A 20040-nucleotide genomic window follows, 5' to 3' on the forward strand; every position below is an offset into this window, starting at 1 on the left:
GCATAAGGTGATTTTCCCAAATCCGATCTTTCACACAGGCAAAGCCGTGGTTTTAAAAACGGTGCGCATGGCAAAGGATGACTGCATTTTCTGAACGCCCGGCAAACACACCAAACGGCGATGCAATTGCGCAAAGTGTTCGGTGTCCGCAGCAACAACCTTCAACATGTAATCCGCCGACCCCGCCATGAGGTGACACTCCAAAACATCCTCGACCAAGGCCACGGCCCGCTCGAATTCATCCAATGTTTCATCAGCCTGACTATCGAGCGTGACCTCGACAAACACCGTTGCACGACGATCCACATGGCGCGGATCGAGCATCGCGGCGTAGTCCCGGATTACACCCTCGGCCTCCATCCGCTGCACGCGGCGATGACAGGCAGACGACGAAACATTGGCCTGAACAGCTAAATCTGCGTTTGAAATGCGGCCATTGCGCTGCAAAATGCGTAAAATACGGCGATCAGTATCGTCTAATGTAGTCATGGCGGATGATTATCCCAAACTGGCCCAAATCATGGGAGAGTGTTCCATACCATTTTTTCGTGCGCAAGGCGCGACGGAAAGCACGTGGTTACTCGTATGATCTGATGTGTCCCCCACAGTGCGTGGCATCCCAACCACGCAAAAGGCCCGCCGGAGTTCTCCGGCGGGCCTCAATGTCATCAAACCATATTCGAGTTTGACTTATTTCTTTGCAAGAGAATCGCGAATTTCGAGCAACACATCAAGTTCTGATGGTCCCGCGGGTGCCTCTGGTGCAGCCTCAACAGGTGTCTCTGCAGCCGCTTTGACTTTGTTGACGTAACGCACGAGCATAAACACCACAAACGCAATGATCAGAAAGTTGATAATCGCCATGATGAACGAGCCGTAGGCAAAAATCGCAGCCCCGCTTTCGCGCGCGTCAGCCAAAGGTGTCCCCGCCATGACGTCGCCCGACAAAACGATGTATTTATTCGCAAAGTCGATGCCACCCATGAACAAGCCAATGAACGGATTGATCAGGTCGTCGACCAAGGATTTTACGATCGCGGTAAAGGCTGCGCCGATGATAATACCAACAGCCATGTCCATGACATTGCCTTTGGCGATGAAGTCTTTAAATTCTTTCAACATGGTTTTTGTCCCACTTAAGTCCCACCAATGGCCGCGACAACCTGCCACAGCTCCGCACACTGCCTACCATACTTTTGAACAGTCGACAGCCCTTTTGACACCCCACCCGCGTCCTTAGGTACATAGACATCACAATCCTCATAGAAAGCTGATCCATGCCGCAGACCCTCTCCCACCCGATCACCACACGTTGGCCCGCCAAAAATCCGTCCATGTTACAATTCTACTCCTTTCCGACACCCAATGGCGTGAAAGTCTCGGTGGCCCTTGAGGAAATGGGGCTAGAGTATGAGCCGCATTTGGTCACGCTTGCGGATGCGGACGTGAAAAGCGAGGCGTTTTTAAGCCTCAATCCCAACAACAAAATTCCTGCAATCATCGATCCAAACGGCCCAGACGGCGCACAAATCGAACTGTTTGAGAGCGGCGCTATCCTAATCTATCTGGCCGAAAAGTCCGGGCAATTCCTCTCCGCCGACCCCAAGACCAAATACGAGACGATCCAATGGCTGATGTTCCAGATGGGCGGCGTGGGTCCGATGTTCGGGCAGTTGGGATTTTTCCACAAATTCGCAGGCGCCGCGATGGAGGATAAAACCGCCCGCGACCGTTACGCAAACGAGGCAAAACGGCTCCTATCCGTGGTCGAATCCCGCTTAGACGGGCGTGAGTGGATGATGGGCGAGTATTCCATCGCAGACATGGCCCTTGCACCGTGGCTTAATGGGCTCGATTTTTACGGCGCGCACGATATCACGGGGTTTGCGGATCTAACGAATGTTCCCGCGTATATCGAACGGTTTTACGCCCGTCCCGCCGTGCAGCGCGCGAAAAACATTCCCGCGCGCCCTGCATAATTTAGGACGGTAGAGTCCCGTTTTGCACATAGCGTAGCATATCAACCACCTGCTGCGGCGTTTCGCACACTGCGAGCGCCGCGGCGTCAACCTCTTTGAGAGCATGCTGATGATCGGCCCCGTGCATAACGATCAATGCCTTGCCTTTGGCCGCGGCATAGCCCGCATCAAACGCGGCATTCCATTGTTTGTATTTTTCACCAAACCGCACCACGACCACATCCGCCGCCTCAATCGCGGCACGCGTACGGATCGCGTTGAGTTTTGCGCCTTTGTGATCATGCCAAAACTTGTCAGGCTCCGCCCCTAAGATCGCGACACCGCAATCATCTGAAGCCGCATGATCAGTTACCGGCGCGGAAAATTCGACATCAAGTCCTACCGCCCCCGCCACAATTTGATCGCGCCAATCGGTGTGAATCTCGCCTGACAAATAGACCTTCATATCTCTCTCCCTTACCTGTGGAAAAGGAGGCCGTAGCCCCCTTTTCATGTCATAATCTTACTAGCGTGCGTTATCCGCGCAAGGTGCCGCCCGTAGCTTTCTCGACTTTCGCAACCACTTTGGCCGACAGTTCATCAAGGTCCTTTTCCTTGAGAGTCGCCTCTGTAGGTTGAATGCGCACAGTAATGGCGAGGGATTTCTTGTCCTCACCGAGCGACCCACCGACGAACTCATCAAATACGCTCACATCTGCAATCAGTGCCTTATCCGCGCCACCCGCCGCATTCACCACATCAAGCGCATTGACGGATTTATCGACGACAAAGGCAAAATCACGCTCGACCGTTTGCAGATCATTGGTAAAAAACGCCGAGCGCGCCACTTTGACGCCGCGCGGCATCGGTGCCGCTTCAAGGTACACGGTGAATGCCACAGCGGGGCCTTTAACGCCCATTTGTTTGAGCACTTTGGGGTGCACTTCGCCAAACTGCGCGAGGACTTTCTTCGGCCCGAGACAGATTTTGCCCGACCGACCAGGATGAAACCACGCCGAAGCATCACGCATGATCTGCGCTTTGGCGGGCGCGCCGATAGCGGCCAATACCGCCTCTGCGTCCGCTTTGGCATCATACAGGTCGGTAGCGCGGCGTTCACCATGCACATCTTTGGGACCATTCCCGCCGACGAGTAGGCCCGCCAGTTGCACATGTTGCTCACCCGGCTCACCACCGTGGAACGCAGGCCCGCATTCAAACAGAGACAAATCGGCAAACCCGCGGGCCTGATTGCGGCTCGCCGCTTGCAACAGGCCGATCAATAGATCAGGACGCATGTGGCTCATCTCGGACGAGATCGGGTTTTGCAATTTCACCGCATCCGTACCGCCGCCAAACAGCTGTGCTGACGCCTCATCCACAAATGAATAGGTGACGCATTCATTATAGCCCAACGCCGCCGCCGTGTGGCGCGCCGCGCTTTCGCGCACCTGCATCGGGGTCTGGATTTGCTTGGCCACACCCGTAGGACGCGGCAAGGGTTTTGGTTCCAGATGCGTGAGACTTTCAACGCGGGCGACTTCCTCAACGAGGTCCGCTGAGCCAAGCACATCGGGACGCCACGACGGCACCTTGGCCATATCGCCGTCCATCTCGAACCCCAAGGCGGTCAGAATGTCGACCTGACGCGCGGGCGTGATCTCCATCCCCACGAGCGACTGCACGCGGTCAGTATCAAGCGCATAGGCGCGGCTCACATCAGGCACGGACCCTGCGACAACAACCTCGGACGGCGCTCCACCGCACAACTCAAGGATCATCGCGGTGGCGTCTTCCAACGCTTGCATGTTGTAGGCGGGATCAATGCCGCGCTCGTTGCGGTACCGCGCGTCGGAATTGATTTTGAGCGCACGGCCGGACTTGGCAATGTCGAGCGTATTCCACACCGCCGCCTCAACAAACACATCTACGGTGTCGTCGGTACAGCCCGTTTCCAAACCGCCCATGACGCCCGCAACGCTTTCCACCTTGCCACTCGACGAAATCACCATCGCGCCCTCGGGCATGGTGTAGGTTTTCTCGTCCAGAGCCACGAGCGTTTCGCCGCCCTTGGCGCGGTGGATGGACAGGCCACCCTCCACTTTGCCCGCGTCAAAAACGTGTAGCGGACGGTTGCGATCATAGGTGAAAAAGTTGGTGACATCGACAAGCGCCGAAATCGGACGCAGACCAATCGCGGTCAAACGGTCCTGCAACCACTGTGGCGAAGGGCCGTTTTTCACACCCTTAATCAAACGCCCCGCAAAAACGAAACAGCCGTCTTCCGCCCCTGCCTCGATCGTCACGGAAATCGGATTGGCAAAGGTGCCCGCAACGGTCGGGGTCGCGGGGGTTTTGAGCGTCCCAAGGCCACGCGCGGCCAGATCACGGGCAATCCCGTGCACGCCAAGCGCATCGGGACGATTGGGCGTAATCGCGATCTCGATCACAGGCTCGACTTTGGACGGGTCATGTTGCGCCAGATAGTCGGCAAACTCCATGCCGATCTCGCCGCCCTCAAGCTCGATAATCCCGTCATGATCCTCACCGAGGTTCAATTCGCGCATCGACGCCATCATGCCAAAGCTCTCGACACCGCGGATTTTGCCGACAGAAATCGTAATATCCAACCCCGGAATATACATGCCCGGCTTGGCCAGAACGGCGGTGATGCCCGCCCGCGCGTTGGGCGCGCCGCATACGATCTGGGTTTCGCCCTCGTCGGTATCGACGGTGCAAACGCGCAATTTGTCGGCATCGGGATGACCCACGGCCTCGCGCACTTTCACGAGTTTAAAGCCCTTGAGCGCCTCGGCGGGGTTTTCCACGCCTTCCACTTCGAGACCCAGATCGGTCAGCGCATAAAGGATGTCGTCGAGCGGGGCATCGGTTTCGAGGTGCTCTTTGAGCCAAGACAGCGTGAATTTCATAGCGTTCTCTCCTTGCCCCTGCGGGCGTCGGTTTGCGTGTCGGGAGGGGGCGTTAGCGGACGCCCAAATCCTCAACCAATTCGAATGTTTCAAAAACCAAAAGCGTATCGCGATCCAGATCAAAGCCCTTTTCGCCGCGTGTGCCGAACGCTTTGGTAATGCGTTTGCGCCATGCGTCGATGTCTTTGTCCTCGCCTTCAAGCTTGGCCATTTGCGGCGTCACATGGCGGAACTTGATGCGGTCCACCTTGAGCGTGCGCACGACCATCGCGGGGGTGCCGTCCCAGTTGGCGATGATGTCAGCACGCCCCACTTGCGGGAGCGCGTCAGGGTCATTGTCAAACTCGGAAAACGGCAAACAGGTCGCAGTTTTCTTGCCCGATGCCACGAGCAGGTTCAACGCATTCACCCGCGCCTCATCCTCCGCCAACCGAAACGTCCCCGCGCCGGGATAGGTGATTTGGAGGTCTTCCATGTTGTCGTTTTGGTCGGTCATTTTATCCTCATCTAGAGCAATTGGTGGAGTTTAGCGTGGGAAACGTCCGAGAGAGACCGCAAGGCCCCTCGAAAACTCAGCTATCATTTCGAGGGAAATTTTTGAGCTTCCAAGAACATCCCCTCTCATCGCATGGATTGCTGCATCCATGACATCCTCCATACTCTTTATCCGCGCCTTTCTAACACTCGAATCACCCCCAAGCTCAGCGCCGGCAGCAATAATTGCTGTTGATACTGGCTTCAGCTTTTCGACGACCGCATCAGGAGCACAGACCAATATCTCAGCCTGAATTTTCCTAAATTCTCGGTATGAAGCAAAACTCGCTCCAACATCTTTATTATGAAACTCCACAATACAGTCATCAAATAGTGCTACAAGTTTTCGGTAGAGGTCACGCCTTTCAGCTCGCAGCTGATTAGACCGATCAATAGACCTTTGGATTTGGTAGACAATAGCACCACCAACAAGGCCCAAAATCGGTACAGCTATTGCGATCCAATTGCCAATACTCACCCGTGAATCCCCCCCGCCAACGTAGGCACGCCGAGCGGATTGAACCCGTAGTGGCGCAGCCAGCGCAGGTCGCTGTCAAAAAAGGCGCGCAGGTCGGGGATGCCGTATTTGAGCATGGCAAGGCGGTCGATGCCCATGCCGAAGGCAAAGCCTTGCCATTCATCGGGGTCGATCCCACCCGCTTTGAGCACGTTGGGGTGCATCATGCCGCTGCCCAACACTTCGAGCCAATCGTCGCCCTCGCCCACTTTGACGGTGCCGTTGTCCCATTTGCACTGGATATCCACCTCCGCCGAGGGTTCGGTGAACGGAAAGTGCGAGGCGCGAAAACGGGTTTTGACTTTGGTGCCGAAAAACGCGGTAAAGAACTCTTCGAGGACCCATTTGAGGTTGGCCATCGACACGTCTTTGCCAAGGCACATGCCCTCAACTTGGTGGAACATCGGCGTGTGGGTCTGGTCGTAATCACAACGGTAGACACGGCCCGGCGCGATGATGCGGATCGGCGCGCCCTGTTCGGTCAACGCGCGGATTTGGACGGGGGACGTATGCGTGCGCAACACATGCGGGGCGCGATCGTCGCCCTCGGCACGGTGCATGTAAAACGTATCATGCTCTTGGCGTGCGGGGTGGTGCGGCGGAATGTTGAGCGCGTCGAAATTGTGCCAATCGTCCTCGATTTGCGGGCCTTCGGCCACGGCGAATCCGAGATCGGCAAAGATCGCGTAAATCTCTTCGGAGACGCGCGAAATCGGGTGCAGCGTGCCTTGCGGACGCGCACGTGCGGGGAGAGTGACGTCAAGCCACTCTTCGGCAAGACGGGCATCAAGAGCGGCATCCTCAAGAGCGATCTTTTTGGCAGCAAGTGCAGCGTTGATCTCGTCTTTGAGCGCGTTGAGTTTGGGGCCGACCTCTTGGCGTTGCTCGGGCGTCATTTTGCCAAGCTCGCGCATTTTCAGAGCCACTTCGCCCTTTTTGCCGACAGCCTGAAGGCGGATGTCCTCAAGCGTAGTCTCGTCGCCCGCAGTCAAAATGGCGGTGAGGTATTTGGTCTTTAGGTCGTCCATCTGACACCCCTGTATTCTGGGCGTCCCTGCAATCGGTGCGCGCCCTCATTCATGTTCCCCCGCTTGGTATCACGGAAGGTTTGAAAAGCAAGAAGCCGCGAGCCTCCTGTGGAGGTCCGCGGCTTCAATTTTGCGGTTTTCCGTGTGGAAAACTTAGAGCGCGGCCTTCGCCTTATCGACGATGGCGCCAAACGCTTCGGGCTCGTGCACGGCGAGATCGGCGAGAACCTTACGGTCCACTTCGATACCGGCAAGCGACAGGCCGTTGATGAACTTCGAGTACGTCAAACCATCATCGTGCGCGCGAACAGCAGCGTTAATACGCTGGATCCACAAAGCGCGGAAGTTGCGCTTGCGATTTTTACGGTCGCGTGTCGCGTATTGGTTTGCCTTATCGACAGCCTGCGTTGCGGTGCGGAAGTTACGGCTACGGGCGCCATAATAGCCTTTCGCGGCCTTAACGATTTTACGGTGACGGGCGTGGGTAACGGTACCACCTTTGGTGCGGGACATATCCTAGCTCCTTCTTAGCGGTCGTATGGCATGTAGGACTTCACGATCTTCGCATCTGGTGCGGAGAGCGTGGTTGTACCACGTGCGTCACGGATAAATTTCTTGTGGCGTTTGATCATGCCGTGGCGTTTGCCGGCCTGACCTGCCATGACCTTGCCAGTGGCGGTCACTTTAAAGCGCTTCTTAGCGCTCGATTTGGTCTTCATCTTGGGCATTTCCATCTCCTATTTTTCGATGGTTAAAACGCGCGACTCGGCATGCCTTTGAGCCGGTCCCGCACCATGAGCGCGTCCAATTACACGCACGGACGTCTTTGACAAGTGGAATTGATGCAATTTACGGGTATTTCGGCCTATTTATTAGAAATAGCGGCCTAAAACGCGGGTCAATGCCATTGGGATGTCTCCCACCGCATATCCACCGGGGTGTTGTGTGACGGCGAGGATCAAAAGACCCCCGCCGATCATAACCAGTATAGCCGCTGCGCGGGGCGGCCGACTTTCAGACAATGCCCCAATCACGGTTGGAATAGCGAGGACCAAGATGACCGTGCCAAGTACAAGAAATAGATCGGTATCCATAAACCCCACCACCAAAATTACGACTTAAGTCCGCAATTATTCCGGATCGGTGTTGAAAATCAAGCGTTCGTCGCATGGAGCAACACGAAGAATGTTAGTCGAGCCAGGTTGATTGAACGGAATCCCCGCCGTGACCACGATCATATCTTTCTCGGTGGCAAAGCCCGCTGTGCGTGCCGCACGTGCCGCATTGACCACAGCCATTTTAAAGCGCTCGACCTCACCCGTTATCACACAGTGCATACCCCAATAGAGGCACAACTTGCGCGCGGTTTTGCGGCGCGATGTCATTGCGATGATTGGCACGTGTGGACGTTCGCGCGCCGTAAGAGATGCGGTTGTGCCACTCTCGGAGTAACACACGATCGCCTTCACGTTGGTTGTCTCTGCAATTTCTCGGGCAGCGGACACGATGGCATCGGCCACAGTGTCTTTTGAGGCAGAGCGTGACGCATCGATGATGGAGCGGTAGGTGTCGTCGTTCTCAACCTCCATCGCCACGTTGTGCATCGTCGTGACCGCCTCAATCGGGTAGTTGCCTGCGGCGGACTCGGCGGACAGCATAATGGCGTCAGCGCCCTCATAGATCGCGGTCGCAACGTCGGACACCTCGGCGCGGGTCGGCATCGGACTTTCGATCATGCTTTCGAGCATCTGCGTGGCCACGATCACCGGTTTGGCAGCGGCGCGACATTTGCGGATCAGGCGCTTTTGGATCGGTGGAACGGCGTGAACCGGAAGTTCCACACCAAGATCACCACGAGCCACCATAATCCCATCAGATGCCGCCAGAATGTCGTCGAAATTTTCAACGGCAGACGGCTTTTCAATCTTGGCGAGAACCGCGGCGCGGCCATTCACAAGCTGTTTGGCCTCAACCATATCCTCGGGACGCTGCACAAATGACAAGGCAACCCAATCAACACCCAACTCACAGGTAAATTCGAGGTCTTTGCGGTCTTTGTCGGACAGAGCGGCAAGTGGAAGCAACACGTCCGGAACGTTCACGCCTTTGCGGTCGGAAATGGTGCCGCCAACGATGACAACGCAATTGGCAAAATCTTCACCACAATCCTCAACCTGAAGGCGGATTTTACCGTCATTCACAAGAAGGTTTGCGCCGGGCCTGAGTGCCGCAAAAATTTCGGGATGGGGAAGCTGGACGCGTTTGCTGTCACCCGGGGTCGGATCGAGGTCGAGGCGCAACTTGTCGCCTTCTTCAAGATCGTGCGCTCCTGACGAAAACTTGCCAACGCGCAATTTCGGCCCCTGAAGGTCGGCGAGAATCGCAATTGGTCGACCGAGGTCGGTTTCGACCTTGCGGATAATCTCGTGGCGGACACGGATCTCTTCGTGCTCTCCGTGGCTCATGTTAAGACGGAATACGTCTGCACCGGCCTCCGCGAGCGCGCGGATCATTTCATAGTCGTTGGAAGCGGGCCCAAGTGTGGCCACGATTTTTACGTTCCGTAAGCGTCGCATACTGCCTTACATCCTTTTTGGTGAGTTCATTTCTATCAGGGCCATCCCCTATATGCCGCAAACACGAGGGCGGCACAACTGGCGTGTTTAGCGCAAACAGTTTAAGCATGTATAGCACAACAAACATGATGGACGCATGACGCACTCTTCTTATTTCGAAATTATCGGACCTGCCCGCTCGGGGCGTTGGCTTATCACCTGTGACCATGCGAGCAATCGCGTGCCTGACGAGATCGGCCTGAATGGCTCCGGTGATTTAGGCATCTCACCCGCCGACATGGCGCGCCATATTGCCTATGATGTGGGGGCGCGCGGCGTCACGATCGAGCTGGCGCAACTGTTGGACAGTCCCGCGATTGCTACCGACTTTTCGCGCCTTGTGATCGACCCGAACCGTGGCATGGATGATCCGACATTGGTGCGCAAAATTTATGACGGCTCGATCATTCCCGCAAACCGCCATGCGGATGCGGCAGAGATTGAACGCCGTCTGAACGCGTATTACCGCCCCTATCATGACGCCTACGAAACACTCGCAGCCCGCCAAAACGACACCGTTGTTGTAGCCATTCACAGCTTCACCCCACAACTCAAATCCCGCCCGCGCAGGCCGTGGCAGATTGGTATACTCTCAGCCTACGACAAACGATTGTCCGCACCACTTATCGCGGCCATGGAATCGGACCCCACACTTCTGGCCGAGGCGGATAAAATCGGCGAACGGTTGTGCATTGGCGACAACGAGCCATATGATGGAAGCCTCCCTGGTGACGCGATAGATCAGCACGCGCTCCACAAAGGGCGATTGAACGTCCTGATCGAACTGCGGTCTGATCTGATTGAGACACCAGACGCGCAACGCCGTTGGGCCGGTTTACTCGCGCCAATTCTTAGGGCCACATTGGCGACAATTGACCCGTAAAGGACACAGAACATGACAACTGATATCGACAACCAAACCCGTATTGAAATCGAAGCCGCCGCCTTTCGCGCGCTGCGCGAGCACCTAATGGTGAAACGTACAGATGTTCAGAACATCGACATGATGAACCTCGCGGGCTTTTGCCGAAACTGCCTAAGCCGGTGGTACCAAGAGGCCGCCAATGCGCACGGTATAGATATGACAAAAGACGAGGCACGCGAAATCTACTACGGGATGCCCTACGAATCGTGGAAAGACGTCAATCAGAGCCCCGCATCGCAAGAGCAACAGGCGGCATTCACCGCGGCCTATGAGGCCAATGTCGTCCCACTCAAGGCGGAATAGGGAAACAATCATCCGCATCGGCGCCCACTGTTTCGCGGCCTCACGCCAGCACCCTAAAGTTGCCATATTTCGTTGACAAATAGTTAACGCCGCCGATATCGATGGATGTCGGCCGCTATGGCGCGACCACGGTTTTTGCGTAATTTTTTTGAGTTGGAGTTCGCTATGATGTCCGCTTTGTTTCTTATTCCCATCGCCATAGGTATAGGGTTTTTGGCTGATGCGATCTCTGGCTGGGATGATATTTCAGACTACGATTTTGATACCGATAGCGAACCCGACATCGGCGCTGAGTCCGAAACACCAAAAGATATCGACCTCGTGCCCGAAACCACCGACCCCACAGAAGAGGGGGATGCGGACGCCGCTATAATTGGTGATGGGACAGCCAATACCCTCAATGGCACCAATGATGACGACATTTTATATGGCTTTGGTGGCAACGACATCATCACTGGCGGTGACGGTAACGATGAAATTTACGGCGGTGCAAACGATGACGTTTTAGATGGTGACGCGGGCGACGACCTAATCGAGGGGTTTGGCGGACGAGATACGATCAACGGCGGCCTTGGTGACGATATGCTGTTTGGCGAAGACGGCGAAGACACGATTGACGGCGGAGATGGCGATGACACCATCGACGGCGGTCTCGGTCACGACACTTTGACGGGCGGCGCAGGCGCAGACACAATCTTGGGCGGCATCGGCAACGACACGCTCACGGGGGCCACAGGCGCCGATATTCTGGATGGCGGCGCAAACAACGACACCATTTATGCGGGTCTGGGCGACGACCTTGTCATTGGCGATGACGGCGACGACATGCTGTTTGGTGGAGGCGGTAACGATAGAGTTGTTGGCGGCTTGGGTGACGACACCCTCAACCTCGGAGACGGGGACGATATCACGGCGCGAACGACCGATCTAAGCGTAGCGCTCACCGAAGGAGATGATGGCGGCGACGACACAATTAGTGGTGGCGAAGGCAACGATACTCTCATCGACGCGAGCGGCGTGAATGCCCTATTTGGTGATGCAGGCAATGACACAGTTTCCACAGTCGATCGTGGGTTCATCGGCGATGCCAACTATCTCTCCTCGGCGGATATCGCGGATGGGGGTGACGGCGACGATATCCTTGTCTTCGATAACGGCGACACCGCAACAGGCGGGGCAGGCAGTGATACGTTCGACGCGATCCGCTCAACCACGCTGGCCTCTGATGTTGTCACAATCACAGACTTTAACACCGACGAGGACGTATTGATCGTTGAGTGGGTTGGCGCGGCTCAAAACGGCGATACACTAATCTTCACTGAAAATGATGGCGGCCTTGTCGGGACTTACGAGGGCATCGTTGTCGTGCAACTAAATGGCCTTACCGCGGCTGACATTCCTAACATTACCGGATCATTCGACTACACTGCGCCCACGATCTAAGGCTACGCATCTTGCGCATGAATATGAAAAGGCCCGCCATATTGACGGGCCTTTTGCATTGCGTCTCAGTAAAACCGCGCGATTAGATCGCCGTTTTGATCATCTCTTCTGTATAGATTTCACGCAGGCGTTTTGAGATATCACCAGGAACACCCGTACCGATTGTTGCGCCGTCAATTTCGATGACGGGTTGAGCAAAGCCCGTAGCGGAGGTCACAAACGCCTCATCGGCCTGTTGCGCCTCTTCAATCGTAAAGGGGCGTTCCTCGACCTTCATTTGGGCCTCCACGGCAAAGCGCAGAATGGCCGCGCGCGTGATCCCGTGCAGAATATCATTCCCAAGCTGACGCGTGATGATCGTACCGTCTTTGACAATATAGGCGTTGTTTGCCGTGCCTTCAGTGACCAAGCCGTCCTCGACAAGCCACGCATCCGCACAGCCCTTTTTCTTGGCCTGCATCTTGGCAAAGGACGGGTAGAGCAACTGTGTGGTCTTGATGTCACGACGCCCCCACCGCTCGTCCGCAATCGAGATCACCTTGATGCCCTCGTCCATCACCTTGCTGTCGACCAGCGGTTTGTTGAACGTAAACAACACGATGCCGCACGGCACCTCTTCGGGGTCTGGCCATGCGAAATCACGATCCCCGGGGGCGCCGCGCGTGATCTGCAAATAAATCCCACCCTCGTCGAGATCGTTCTTTGTGATCAATTCGCGGTGGATGGCGAGCAACTCGTCCATCGTCACGGGAGAGACCATTTCCAACTCGCTCATCGAGCGTTGAAGGCGCACGGAGTGGCCCGCAAAATCAATGATCTTGCCGCCGATCACCGATGTGACCTCATACACCGCGTCCGCCATCAGGAAGCCACGGTCAAAAATGGATACTTTGGCTTCGGTCTCGGGCAGGTAGTCGCCGTTGACATAAACAGTGCGGGTCATGTCGCTCTCCTAAATCTAAAACGTATCTCAGCCCCACAATGCGGCGGCGGGCGGGTGCACGCCATCTACATCGTAGGCCAAGGGGTCCGCACGGTCTTCCGCCAAAAGCAGCGGCCCGTCAAGGTCCACGACAGCCGCGCCCTGTGCCACCAACACGGCGGGCGCCATCGCCAAGGATGACCCGACCATGCAGCCGACCATTAAACCATAGCCCTCGGCAAGCGCCGCAGTGCGCAGCGCCAAGGCTTCTGTCAGCCCACCTGTTTTATCGAGCTTGATATTCACCATGTCATATTTACCCTTGAGCGCGGGCAAGCTGGCGCGATCATGACACGACTCGTCGGCGCACACGGGCAAGGGGCGCGCGATTTCGCCTAACATGTCATCTGCCCCCGCTGGCATGGGCTGTTCGACCAGATCAACCCCCAGACGCACCATGTGCGGGGCAAGCTCGCTATAGACCTCCGCACTCCACCCCTCGTTTGCATCCACGATGATCCGCGATTTGGGCGCGCCGCGCCGCACCGCTTCTAAACGAGCCATATCGTCAGGCGTGCCAAGTTTGATTTTCAACAGCGGACGGTGCGCGTGCTTGGCCGCGGCCATCTGCATCGCCTCCGGCTCACCCAAAGACAGGGTATAGGCGGTGATCATCGCGATTGGCGCAGGAAGATCCAGCAGGGTCCAAATCCGTTTGCCCGCCGCCTTGGCTTCCAAATCCCATAGCGCACAATCGACGGCATTGCGCGCCGCCCCGGCGGGGAGCGCCTCTTGCAACTCTGTGCGGCTGATACCCACGGGCAGCGCCTCAATCTGTGCTGTGACACTCTCCATGCTTTCGCCATAGCGCGCATAGGGTACACATTCCCCCCGCCCGACGATGCCGCCCCGCTCAATGAGCGCGGTTAAAACCTTGGCCTCGGTGCGCGCACCGCGCGAGATGACAAAGGCTTCCGCCAAACGGAATGCCTGCGGCGTGACTGTAATGCTCATTGCGACCCTCGGTTATTGTGCAGCAAGGACAGTTTGCGTCCCCAAGAGAGCATCCACAAGCCGGTCTGCGCCTTGGCGGAACGGATCGACGGCCGGAAGCCCCATCTCCGCCTCGACTTGTGCCAGATACGCAAGCGCATCCGCGTCAGACAGGTGTTGTGTGTTGATCGAAATACCGACCACTTCGCACGCGGGATTGGCCCAACGCGCAAGCGGCAAGGCAGTATCATACAACTGCTGCAATGTCGGAAGGTCATAGTCTGGCAAACCACGCATGTGAGTGCGTGTTGGTTCGTGACACAAGATAAGCGCATCGGGCTGACCGCCGTGGATCAACGCCATTGTGACTCCAGAATATGAGACGTGGAACAAGCTGCCTTGCCCCTCGATCATGTCCCAATGATCCGCGTCATTATCAGGTGTGAGATATTCAACCGCACCCGCCATAAAGTCCGCGATGACCGCATCCAACGGCACGCCCTTGCCTGTGACAAGTATGCCCGTCTGACCTGTGGCGGCAAAGGTGGATTTCTCGCCACGCGCCTTCATCACCTTATCCATCGCCAATGCGGTGTACATTTTTCCGACCGAGCAATCCGTTCCGACCGCAAGGCACCGCTTACCCGTGCGCTTTACACCCGTTGCAATCGGATACTGTACAGATGGCACACGCACATCATGAAGCTGACGACCACAGGCCTCGGCAACTGCGACCAAATCCGCCTCATCACGCAACAAGTTGTGCAAACCTGATGCAATGTCAAAACCCTCTTCGAGTGCTGTGATCAGAACCTTTTTCCACGCAGGGCTAATGATGCCGCCACGGTTGGCCACACCGATCACCAATGTTTTCGCCCCTGCCGCTTTCGCGTCCAGCAACGTCATATCGGGGAGCTTCATATCAGCGTTGCATCCCTCCATACGCAACTGACCAACGGCATATTCAGGCCGCCAGTCTTTGATGCCTTGGGCAACTTTGGCGGCGAGTTGGTCTGGGGCATCTCCGAGGAACAAGAGGTATGGCGTTTCGATCATGGCAGCTCTCCGTGTGGGGTCCGTAGCGTCTACGGATCAATGCGTTTTGTCCAATATGATCGACGGCGGATGGCAAGTGCTCTCATTTGTGACGATCCGACACGCCAATTCGGGAGATACTCCCAAAAATCATAACTATTTCGGGATTTATTATCATGGGGTGGTTGAAAGGCGGCGCACCCCACCTGACATCGCTGCGGCGCAGAATGTCCTTGCATCGCATCGCGCAAGATAATACCAAACAATACATCAAATTGGAAATATCATTACCAAAAGGAATCGATCACATGTCCTTTCGCCTGCAACCCACGCCCCCTGCCCGCCCCAACCGTTGCCAGTTATTTGGACCGGGGTCGAACACCAAGCTGTTCGCGAAAATGGCGGCGTCCGCGGCGGATGTGATCAACCTTGATCTCGAAGATTCCGTAGCCCCCTCCGACAAAGACACAGCGCGCGCGAATATCATCGCGGCACTCAACACCATCGACTGGGGCACAAAAACCATTTCCGTGCGTATCAACTCGCTCGACACGCCCTACTGGTATCGCGATGTCGTCGACCTGTTGGAGCAAGCGGGTGAACGGATTGATCAGATCATGATCCCCAAAGTGGGCTGTGCCGAAGATGTCTATGCCGTCGACGCGCTTGTCACTGCCATTGAGCGCGCCAAAGGGCGCACCAAACCTATAAATTTTGAGGTGATCATCGAATCCGCTGCAGGTCTGGCTCATGTCGAATCCATCGCAGCCGCGTCCCCGCGCATGGTCGCAATGAGCCTTGGTGCCGCTGATTTTGCCGCCTCTATGGGCATGCAAACAACGGGCATCGGTGGCACGCAGGACAATTACTACATGCTGCATGGCGAGACCCGCCACTATTCCGACCCATGGCATTGGGCGCAAACCGCCATCGTCGCAGCCTGTCGCACCCACGGAATCTTACCCGTCGACGGCCCATTCGGGGATTTTTCCGACGACGAGGGCTACCGCGCCCAAGCACGCCGCTCTGCGACCCTTGGCATGGTCGGAAAATGGGCAATCCACCCCAAACAAATCGCACTGGCCAATGAGGTTTTCACCCCATCCGAGGCCGCCGTCGCCGAAGCGCGCGAAATCCTCGCCGCGATGGAGGTCGCCAAGGCCAACGGCGAGGGCGCAACGGTGTACAAAGGCCGCCTTGTGGATATTGCCTCGATCAAACAAGCTGAGGTCATCGTGGCCCAGTCCGAATTGATCGCAGGGTCATAAGAATTTCTCCAAACGGGAGGAGGAGCCCGCTTGTTGAGGATGACGCCGCGGGAGGCCCACCCCGCGGCGTTTTCACGTCCGCGACCCGCGCACTACGCCTCACCGATTGCATTTACCCGCGCGTGCCGCCATATACGAACCTAACTATCGGTTCGGAGTTCCAAAATGACGCAATATCTCGAGTTTGAAAAACCCCTCGCGGAGATCGAAGGCAAAGCGGAAGAGCTACGCGCTCTGGCCCGTGCCAATGAAGAGATGGACGTCGAAAAAGAAGCGGCCGCTTTGGACAAAAAAGCCGCCGACATGTTGGTCGATATGTACAAAAGCCTGACACCTTGGCGTAAATGTCAGGTCGCGCGCCACCCCGACCGCCCCCATTGTCAAAACTACATCGAGGCGTTGTTCACAGAATACACGCCGCTCGCGGGCGATCGCAATTTTGCGGACGACCACGCGGTCATGGGCGGCTTGGCGCGCTTCAACGATCAACCCGTTGTGGTGATCGGTCAGGAAAAGGGCAACGATACGAAATCTCGCATCGAGCGCAATTTCGGCATGGCCCGCCCCGAAGGATACCGCAAAGCCATTCGTCTTATGGAATTGGCCGATAAATTCGGCTTGCCCGTTATTGCTCTCGTTGACACCCCTGGTGCCTACCCTGGCAAAGGGGCAGAGGAGCGCGGTCAATCCGAGGCCATCGCACGCGCCACCGAAAAGTGCCTGCAACTCGGTGTTCCCATGATTTCTGTCATCATCGGCGAAGGTGGATCGGGCGGCGCAGTCGCCTTTGCCTCTGCCAATAAAGTCGCGATGCTGGACCACTCGGTCTATTCGGTAATCTCGCCCGAGGGCTGCGCATCGATCCTATGGAAGGACGCCGAAAAAATGCGCGAAGCCGCCGAGGCACTGCGCCTGACGGCTCAAGACCTCTATAAACTGGGCGTAATCGACCAGATCATTCCCGAGCCAATGGGCGGCGCACAACGTGACCCTCAATCTGCGATCACGGCCGTTGGCAAGGCGATCCAATCCATGCTGACGCCACTCTTGAAAAAAGAGCGCGCGGACATCATCGCGGAGCGGCGCAAAAAATTCCTGAACATCGGATCAAAAGGACTGGCCGCCTAAACCGCGTGTGACCGCCATATCCGATTGAGACCAAAAACGCTTACCACCAAAAACAAAGGGCGCACGTGATAGCGAGCGCCCTTTTGCAGTCCAGATATCCATTGAGCTAGACAGTAGGAGGATTGAACCCCGCCTCTTGCATCAACCTGTTTGACGAGCTTTCAACCGCCTGTTCAAGCTCCGTCATAAAGCTCGCGAGGGGCAAGCCTTGCTCAATGCGCGGCAAGAACTCGACAACGGCCAATCCGCGCCCACGGTAAATCCCGTGCCGCTTCCAGAACACGCCAACATTCGTGCCCGCCGGCACACAGGCCTGACCCGTTTGCTCATACAAAACACCTGTCCCAACCTTGTAGGGTAGGCTTTCGCCCGCACCGACACGCGTCCCTTGTGGGAATATCACCAATTGTCCCGCTTCAATCGCGCCCGACTTCACATCCGCCACCATCTTTTTGATCGCAACGCCACGCTTGCCGCGATCCACCGCGATACAATTGATACGCTTGGCGTAATAGCCAACGATGGGCGTCATTGTGATCTGCTTTTTCATGATGAACTTCGGGCGCGGCAGCGCTGATGTAATCATGATGATATCGAAAAAGCTCTGGTGCTTTGAGGCGACGATCACGGCATCGGTTGGCACCTCCCCACGGATTTCAGACCGCAATCCGACAATAATACGCGCGGAGAACCGCACCCAGTGACAATAGGCATGGATTGCTTTGAACGCGTACTCGCGCTCGAACAGGGCCAAAGGCGTGTAGACAATCGCGAGGATCAAAAGCACGACATACATCTGCACAACGAAGATGAGCGAGAGAACCCACTGAACCGGATAGGGCATTACATCAACCTCCTCAACGCTTGCGTGGCCGCTACACGGGTCGCAGCATAAGCAACGATAGCGGCAAGAAGCGGAATAATACACGGCCAAAGCCACTGCGCGCCTTGAAATCCTAGCCCCGTGAGAAATCCGCCCTCGACGTTCGCATCTGGCAAAAGGGAAATGGCGACAACGCCAAAAAACGTTCCAACCACTGCGCCCGTGAACCCGCGCACTGTAAAGCGCCGCACAAAAGCGCGTGCGATATACGTATCGGTTGAGCCGACAAGACGCAAAACACGGACCACCTGACCATTCGCCGCCAACGCCGCATTTGCGGCAAGCGTGATCATTCCCGCAGTGACGGCCGCGATCAGGACAAGCGACAGCAACCCGAGGATTCGAAGACGATCCGCGGCCTTGACCAGCGGGAGACGCCAACGGCTATGATCATCCAGAACAGCCCCCGGAACTTCGCCCGCAAGGCGCAATCGCAACCCTTCGGCATCATACCCCTCAGCCGTCTCGCGCACCTCGATCAACACCGGCAACGGGAGGTTTTCAATTGGCAAAGACGGTCCAAACCACGGCTCCAACAACGCACGCTCATCCTCATCCGATAGCGCCTCGGCAAATGCGATGCCGGGTGTTGTGCGCAACACATCCAAGGCCGCTTGCGTCTGTGCCGCGACCTGATCGTCAGGCGCGGAAATGCGTACCGTAGACGCCCGCGCCAGTTCACTGCCCCATTGATCGGCCAACCGACCCGTAGCGAACGACAACGCCATGGCAAACACCGCCAAAAACGCCATCGCGCCCGAGGTGAGCAGCGATAGTTGCGCCGTAAAGCCAGAGGGTGGGACAACGCGATCATGCTTGTTCTCATCGAACTGCAGAAATGGCAGAAGGATACTCTTCATAAATCCGCTCCCGCTTGATGAATACGCCGATCCGCGATTCTCAGGACGCGCGCGTTAACCTGTGATTTTGCCTGACGAATCAGATGCATGTCGTGCGTGGCAATAACAACGGTTTTGCCCATACGGTTGAGTTCCACCAGCAGTTGCAACAAGCGCAATGACATTTCCCAATCCACATTACCCGTAGGCTCATCCGCGATGATCACATCTGGCGACATGATTATGGCGCGCGCGAGGGCAGCACGTTGGCGTTCCCCGCCCGACATCTCGGGCGGCAAGGCATTGGCGTGATCACTTAGCCCCACCCACGCAATCAAATCAGCCAAATCACTCTCGACGATAGGGCGCCCTGACACCGTAAGCGGCAGCGAGATATTTTCCCAAACGCTTAAATGATCAAGAAACTGACAGTCTTGGTGCACGACACCAATCTTGCGGCGCAGCATGGCCACGTCATCGCGATCCAGACTACGGCTGTCTTTCCCCAAGAGCGACACACGACCAGCGGTCGCCTGAAGCTCATGATAACATAGTTTTAGAAATGTGGTCTTGCCTGCCCCAGACGGTCCCGTCAAAAAGTGAAACGACCCCGGAGCGAGGGAGACGTTTATTTGGGAAAGCAATTCACGCCCCCCGTATCCGTACGCTGCGTCATGAAACTCGATCACTTTGAAACCCCTGTCTCTCATTCGCGACAG

Annotated in this window: 23 protein-coding genes; 6 read left to right on the forward strand and 17 right to left on the reverse strand. The window is 56.4% G+C overall.

What is annotated here, in order from left to right:
- Positions 1-30: 30 nt before the first annotated feature.
- Both IMCC12053_RS06195 and mscL read right to left on the reverse strand, forming a co-directional pair.
- Positions 31-489 carry an Lrp/AsnC family transcriptional regulator gene (locus IMCC12053_RS06195; RefSeq protein ID WP_062216805.1) on the reverse strand — a complete coding sequence of 153 codons (459 nt, stop codon included), beginning with the start codon at positions 487-489 and terminating at the stop codon, positions 31-33.
- Between the two features lie 201 nt (positions 490-690).
- Positions 691-1122 (reverse strand): large conductance mechanosensitive channel protein MscL, encoded by a 432-nt coding sequence (gene mscL, locus IMCC12053_RS06200; RefSeq protein ID WP_062216808.1) that lies wholly within the window; start codon positions 1120-1122, stop codon positions 691-693.
- A gap of 155 nt (positions 1123-1277) precedes the next feature.
- Here mscL and IMCC12053_RS06205 point away from each other — a divergent pair, with 155 nt between their 5' ends.
- Positions 1278-1979: a glutathione S-transferase family protein gene (locus tag IMCC12053_RS06205; protein ID WP_062216811.1), complete on the forward strand. Its 702-nt coding sequence runs from the start codon at positions 1278-1280 to the stop codon at positions 1977-1979.
- 1 nt (position 1980) lies between these two features.
- On the opposite strand, the gene IMCC12053_RS06210 is transcribed toward IMCC12053_RS06205, so the two are convergent.
- The 9 genes from IMCC12053_RS06210 to pyk all read right to left on the reverse strand — a co-directional run bounded on the left by IMCC12053_RS06210 (position 1981) and on the right by pyk (position 9543).
- Positions 1981-2424: a YtoQ family protein gene (locus IMCC12053_RS06210; RefSeq protein WP_062216814.1), complete on the reverse strand. Its 444-nt coding sequence runs from the start codon at positions 2422-2424 to the stop codon at positions 1981-1983.
- Positions 2425-2494: 70 nt separating this feature from the next.
- Positions 2495-4888, reverse strand: coding sequence for a phenylalanine--tRNA ligase subunit beta (gene pheT, locus IMCC12053_RS06215; RefSeq protein ID WP_062216817.1), 2394 nt, complete (start codon positions 4886-4888; stop codon positions 2495-2497).
- A gap of 52 nt (positions 4889-4940) precedes the next feature.
- Positions 4941-5384 carry an ASCH domain-containing protein gene (locus IMCC12053_RS06220; protein ID WP_062216820.1) on the reverse strand — a complete coding sequence of 148 codons (444 nt, stop codon included), beginning with the start codon at positions 5382-5384 and terminating at the stop codon, positions 4941-4943.
- A gap of 30 nt (positions 5385-5414) precedes the next feature.
- Entirely contained in the window at positions 5415-5900 is a 486-nt protein-coding gene (locus IMCC12053_RS06225; protein WP_062216823.1) for a hypothetical protein, read from the reverse strand.
- Complete coding sequence (pheS, locus tag IMCC12053_RS06230) at positions 5897-6967, reverse strand: phenylalanine--tRNA ligase subunit alpha (RefSeq protein WP_062216826.1); 1071 nt, start codon at positions 6965-6967, stop codon at positions 5897-5899. The genes IMCC12053_RS06225 and pheS overlap by 4 nt, the downstream gene beginning before the upstream one ends.
- Positions 6968-7120: 153 nt before the next feature.
- Positions 7121-7480 carry a 50S ribosomal protein L20 gene (gene rplT, locus IMCC12053_RS06235; protein WP_062216829.1) on the reverse strand — a complete coding sequence of 120 codons (360 nt, stop codon included), beginning with the start codon at positions 7478-7480 and terminating at the stop codon, positions 7121-7123.
- A gap of 14 nt (positions 7481-7494) precedes the next feature.
- Positions 7495-7695, reverse strand: coding sequence for a 50S ribosomal protein L35 (rpmI, locus tag IMCC12053_RS06240; protein WP_058247396.1), 201 nt, complete (start codon positions 7693-7695; stop codon positions 7495-7497).
- A 144-nt stretch (positions 7696-7839) separates the two neighbouring features.
- Positions 7840-8061: a hypothetical protein gene (locus tag IMCC12053_RS06245; RefSeq protein ID WP_062216832.1), complete on the reverse strand. Its 222-nt coding sequence runs from the start codon at positions 8059-8061 to the stop codon at positions 7840-7842.
- A gap of 36 nt (positions 8062-8097) precedes the next feature.
- Positions 8098-9543 (reverse strand): pyruvate kinase, encoded by a 1446-nt coding sequence (gene pyk, locus IMCC12053_RS06250; RefSeq protein WP_062216835.1) that lies wholly within the window; start codon positions 9541-9543, stop codon positions 8098-8100.
- A gap of 136 nt (positions 9544-9679) precedes the next feature.
- Here pyk and IMCC12053_RS06255 point away from each other — a divergent pair, with 136 nt between their 5' ends.
- The 3 genes from IMCC12053_RS06255 to IMCC12053_RS06265 all read left to right on the forward strand — a co-directional run bounded on the left by IMCC12053_RS06255 (position 9680) and on the right by IMCC12053_RS06265 (position 12253).
- The gene (locus tag IMCC12053_RS06255; protein WP_062216838.1) at positions 9680-10465 is read left to right on the forward strand and encodes an N-formylglutamate amidohydrolase; all 786 of its coding nucleotides are present in this window, start codon (positions 9680-9682) and stop codon (positions 10463-10465) included.
- A gap of 12 nt (positions 10466-10477) precedes the next feature.
- Entirely contained in the window at positions 10478-10810 is a 333-nt protein-coding gene (locus IMCC12053_RS06260) for a DUF1244 domain-containing protein (RefSeq protein ID WP_236852557.1), read from the forward strand.
- A gap of 165 nt (positions 10811-10975) precedes the next feature.
- Entirely contained in the window at positions 10976-12253 is a 1278-nt protein-coding gene (locus IMCC12053_RS06265) for a calcium-binding protein (RefSeq protein WP_169775304.1), read from the forward strand.
- 82 nt (positions 12254-12335) lie between these two features.
- Here the strand turns inward: IMCC12053_RS06265 and IMCC12053_RS06270 are convergent, their stop codons facing one another.
- Genes IMCC12053_RS06270 through dgcN form a run of 3 tightly spaced genes read right to left on the reverse strand, consistent with a single transcriptional unit; the run spans position 12336 to position 15224 of the window.
- Positions 12336-13196, reverse strand: a complete 861-nt coding sequence (locus IMCC12053_RS06270; protein WP_062216844.1) for a D-amino-acid transaminase — start codon at positions 13194-13196, stop codon at positions 12336-12338.
- Positions 13197-13223: 27 nt separating this feature from the next.
- Entirely contained in the window at positions 13224-14189 is a 966-nt protein-coding gene (gene dgcA / locus IMCC12053_RS06275) for an N-acetyl-D-Glu racemase DgcA (RefSeq protein ID WP_062216847.1), read from the reverse strand.
- Between the two features lie 12 nt (positions 14190-14201).
- The gene (gene dgcN, locus IMCC12053_RS06280) at positions 14202-15224 is read right to left on the reverse strand and encodes an N-acetyltransferase DgcN (protein WP_062216850.1); all 1023 of its coding nucleotides are present in this window, start codon (positions 15222-15224) and stop codon (positions 14202-14204) included.
- Positions 15225-15511: 287 nt separating this feature from the next.
- Here dgcN and IMCC12053_RS06285 point away from each other — a divergent pair, with 287 nt between their 5' ends.
- Both IMCC12053_RS06285 and IMCC12053_RS06290 read left to right on the forward strand, forming a co-directional pair.
- Positions 15512-16471, forward strand: a complete 960-nt coding sequence (locus IMCC12053_RS06285; RefSeq protein WP_062220990.1) for an L-malyl-CoA/beta-methylmalyl-CoA lyase — start codon at positions 15512-15514, stop codon at positions 16469-16471.
- A 165-nt stretch (positions 16472-16636) separates the two neighbouring features.
- Positions 16637-17599 carry an acetyl-CoA carboxylase carboxyltransferase subunit alpha gene (locus IMCC12053_RS06290; RefSeq protein ID WP_062216853.1) on the forward strand — a complete coding sequence of 321 codons (963 nt, stop codon included), beginning with the start codon at positions 16637-16639 and terminating at the stop codon, positions 17597-17599.
- Positions 17600-17705: 106 nt separating this feature from the next.
- Here IMCC12053_RS06290 and IMCC12053_RS06295 read toward each other — a convergent pair whose 3' ends face one another.
- The 3 genes from IMCC12053_RS06295 to IMCC12053_RS06305 are packed head-to-tail and all read right to left on the reverse strand — an operon-like array spanning position 17706 to position 20010.
- Positions 17706-18443 (reverse strand): lysophospholipid acyltransferase family protein, encoded by a 738-nt coding sequence (locus IMCC12053_RS06295; protein WP_062216856.1) that lies wholly within the window; start codon positions 18441-18443, stop codon positions 17706-17708.
- Complete coding sequence (locus IMCC12053_RS06300; protein WP_062216859.1) at positions 18443-19342, reverse strand: cell division protein FtsX; 900 nt, start codon at positions 19340-19342, stop codon at positions 18443-18445. The genes IMCC12053_RS06295 and IMCC12053_RS06300 overlap by 1 nt, the downstream gene beginning before the upstream one ends.
- Positions 19339-20010, reverse strand: coding sequence for a cell division ATP-binding protein FtsE (locus tag IMCC12053_RS06305; RefSeq protein WP_062216862.1), 672 nt, complete (start codon positions 20008-20010; stop codon positions 19339-19341). Before IMCC12053_RS06305 ends, IMCC12053_RS06300 begins: the two co-directional genes overlap by 4 nt.
- Between the last annotated feature and the right edge of the window lie 30 nt (positions 20011-20040).

Origin of the sequence: Celeribacter marinus, assembly GCF_001308265.1 — a bacterium.
GTDB lineage: Bacteria > Pseudomonadota > Alphaproteobacteria > Rhodobacterales > Rhodobacteraceae > Celeribacter > Celeribacter marinus.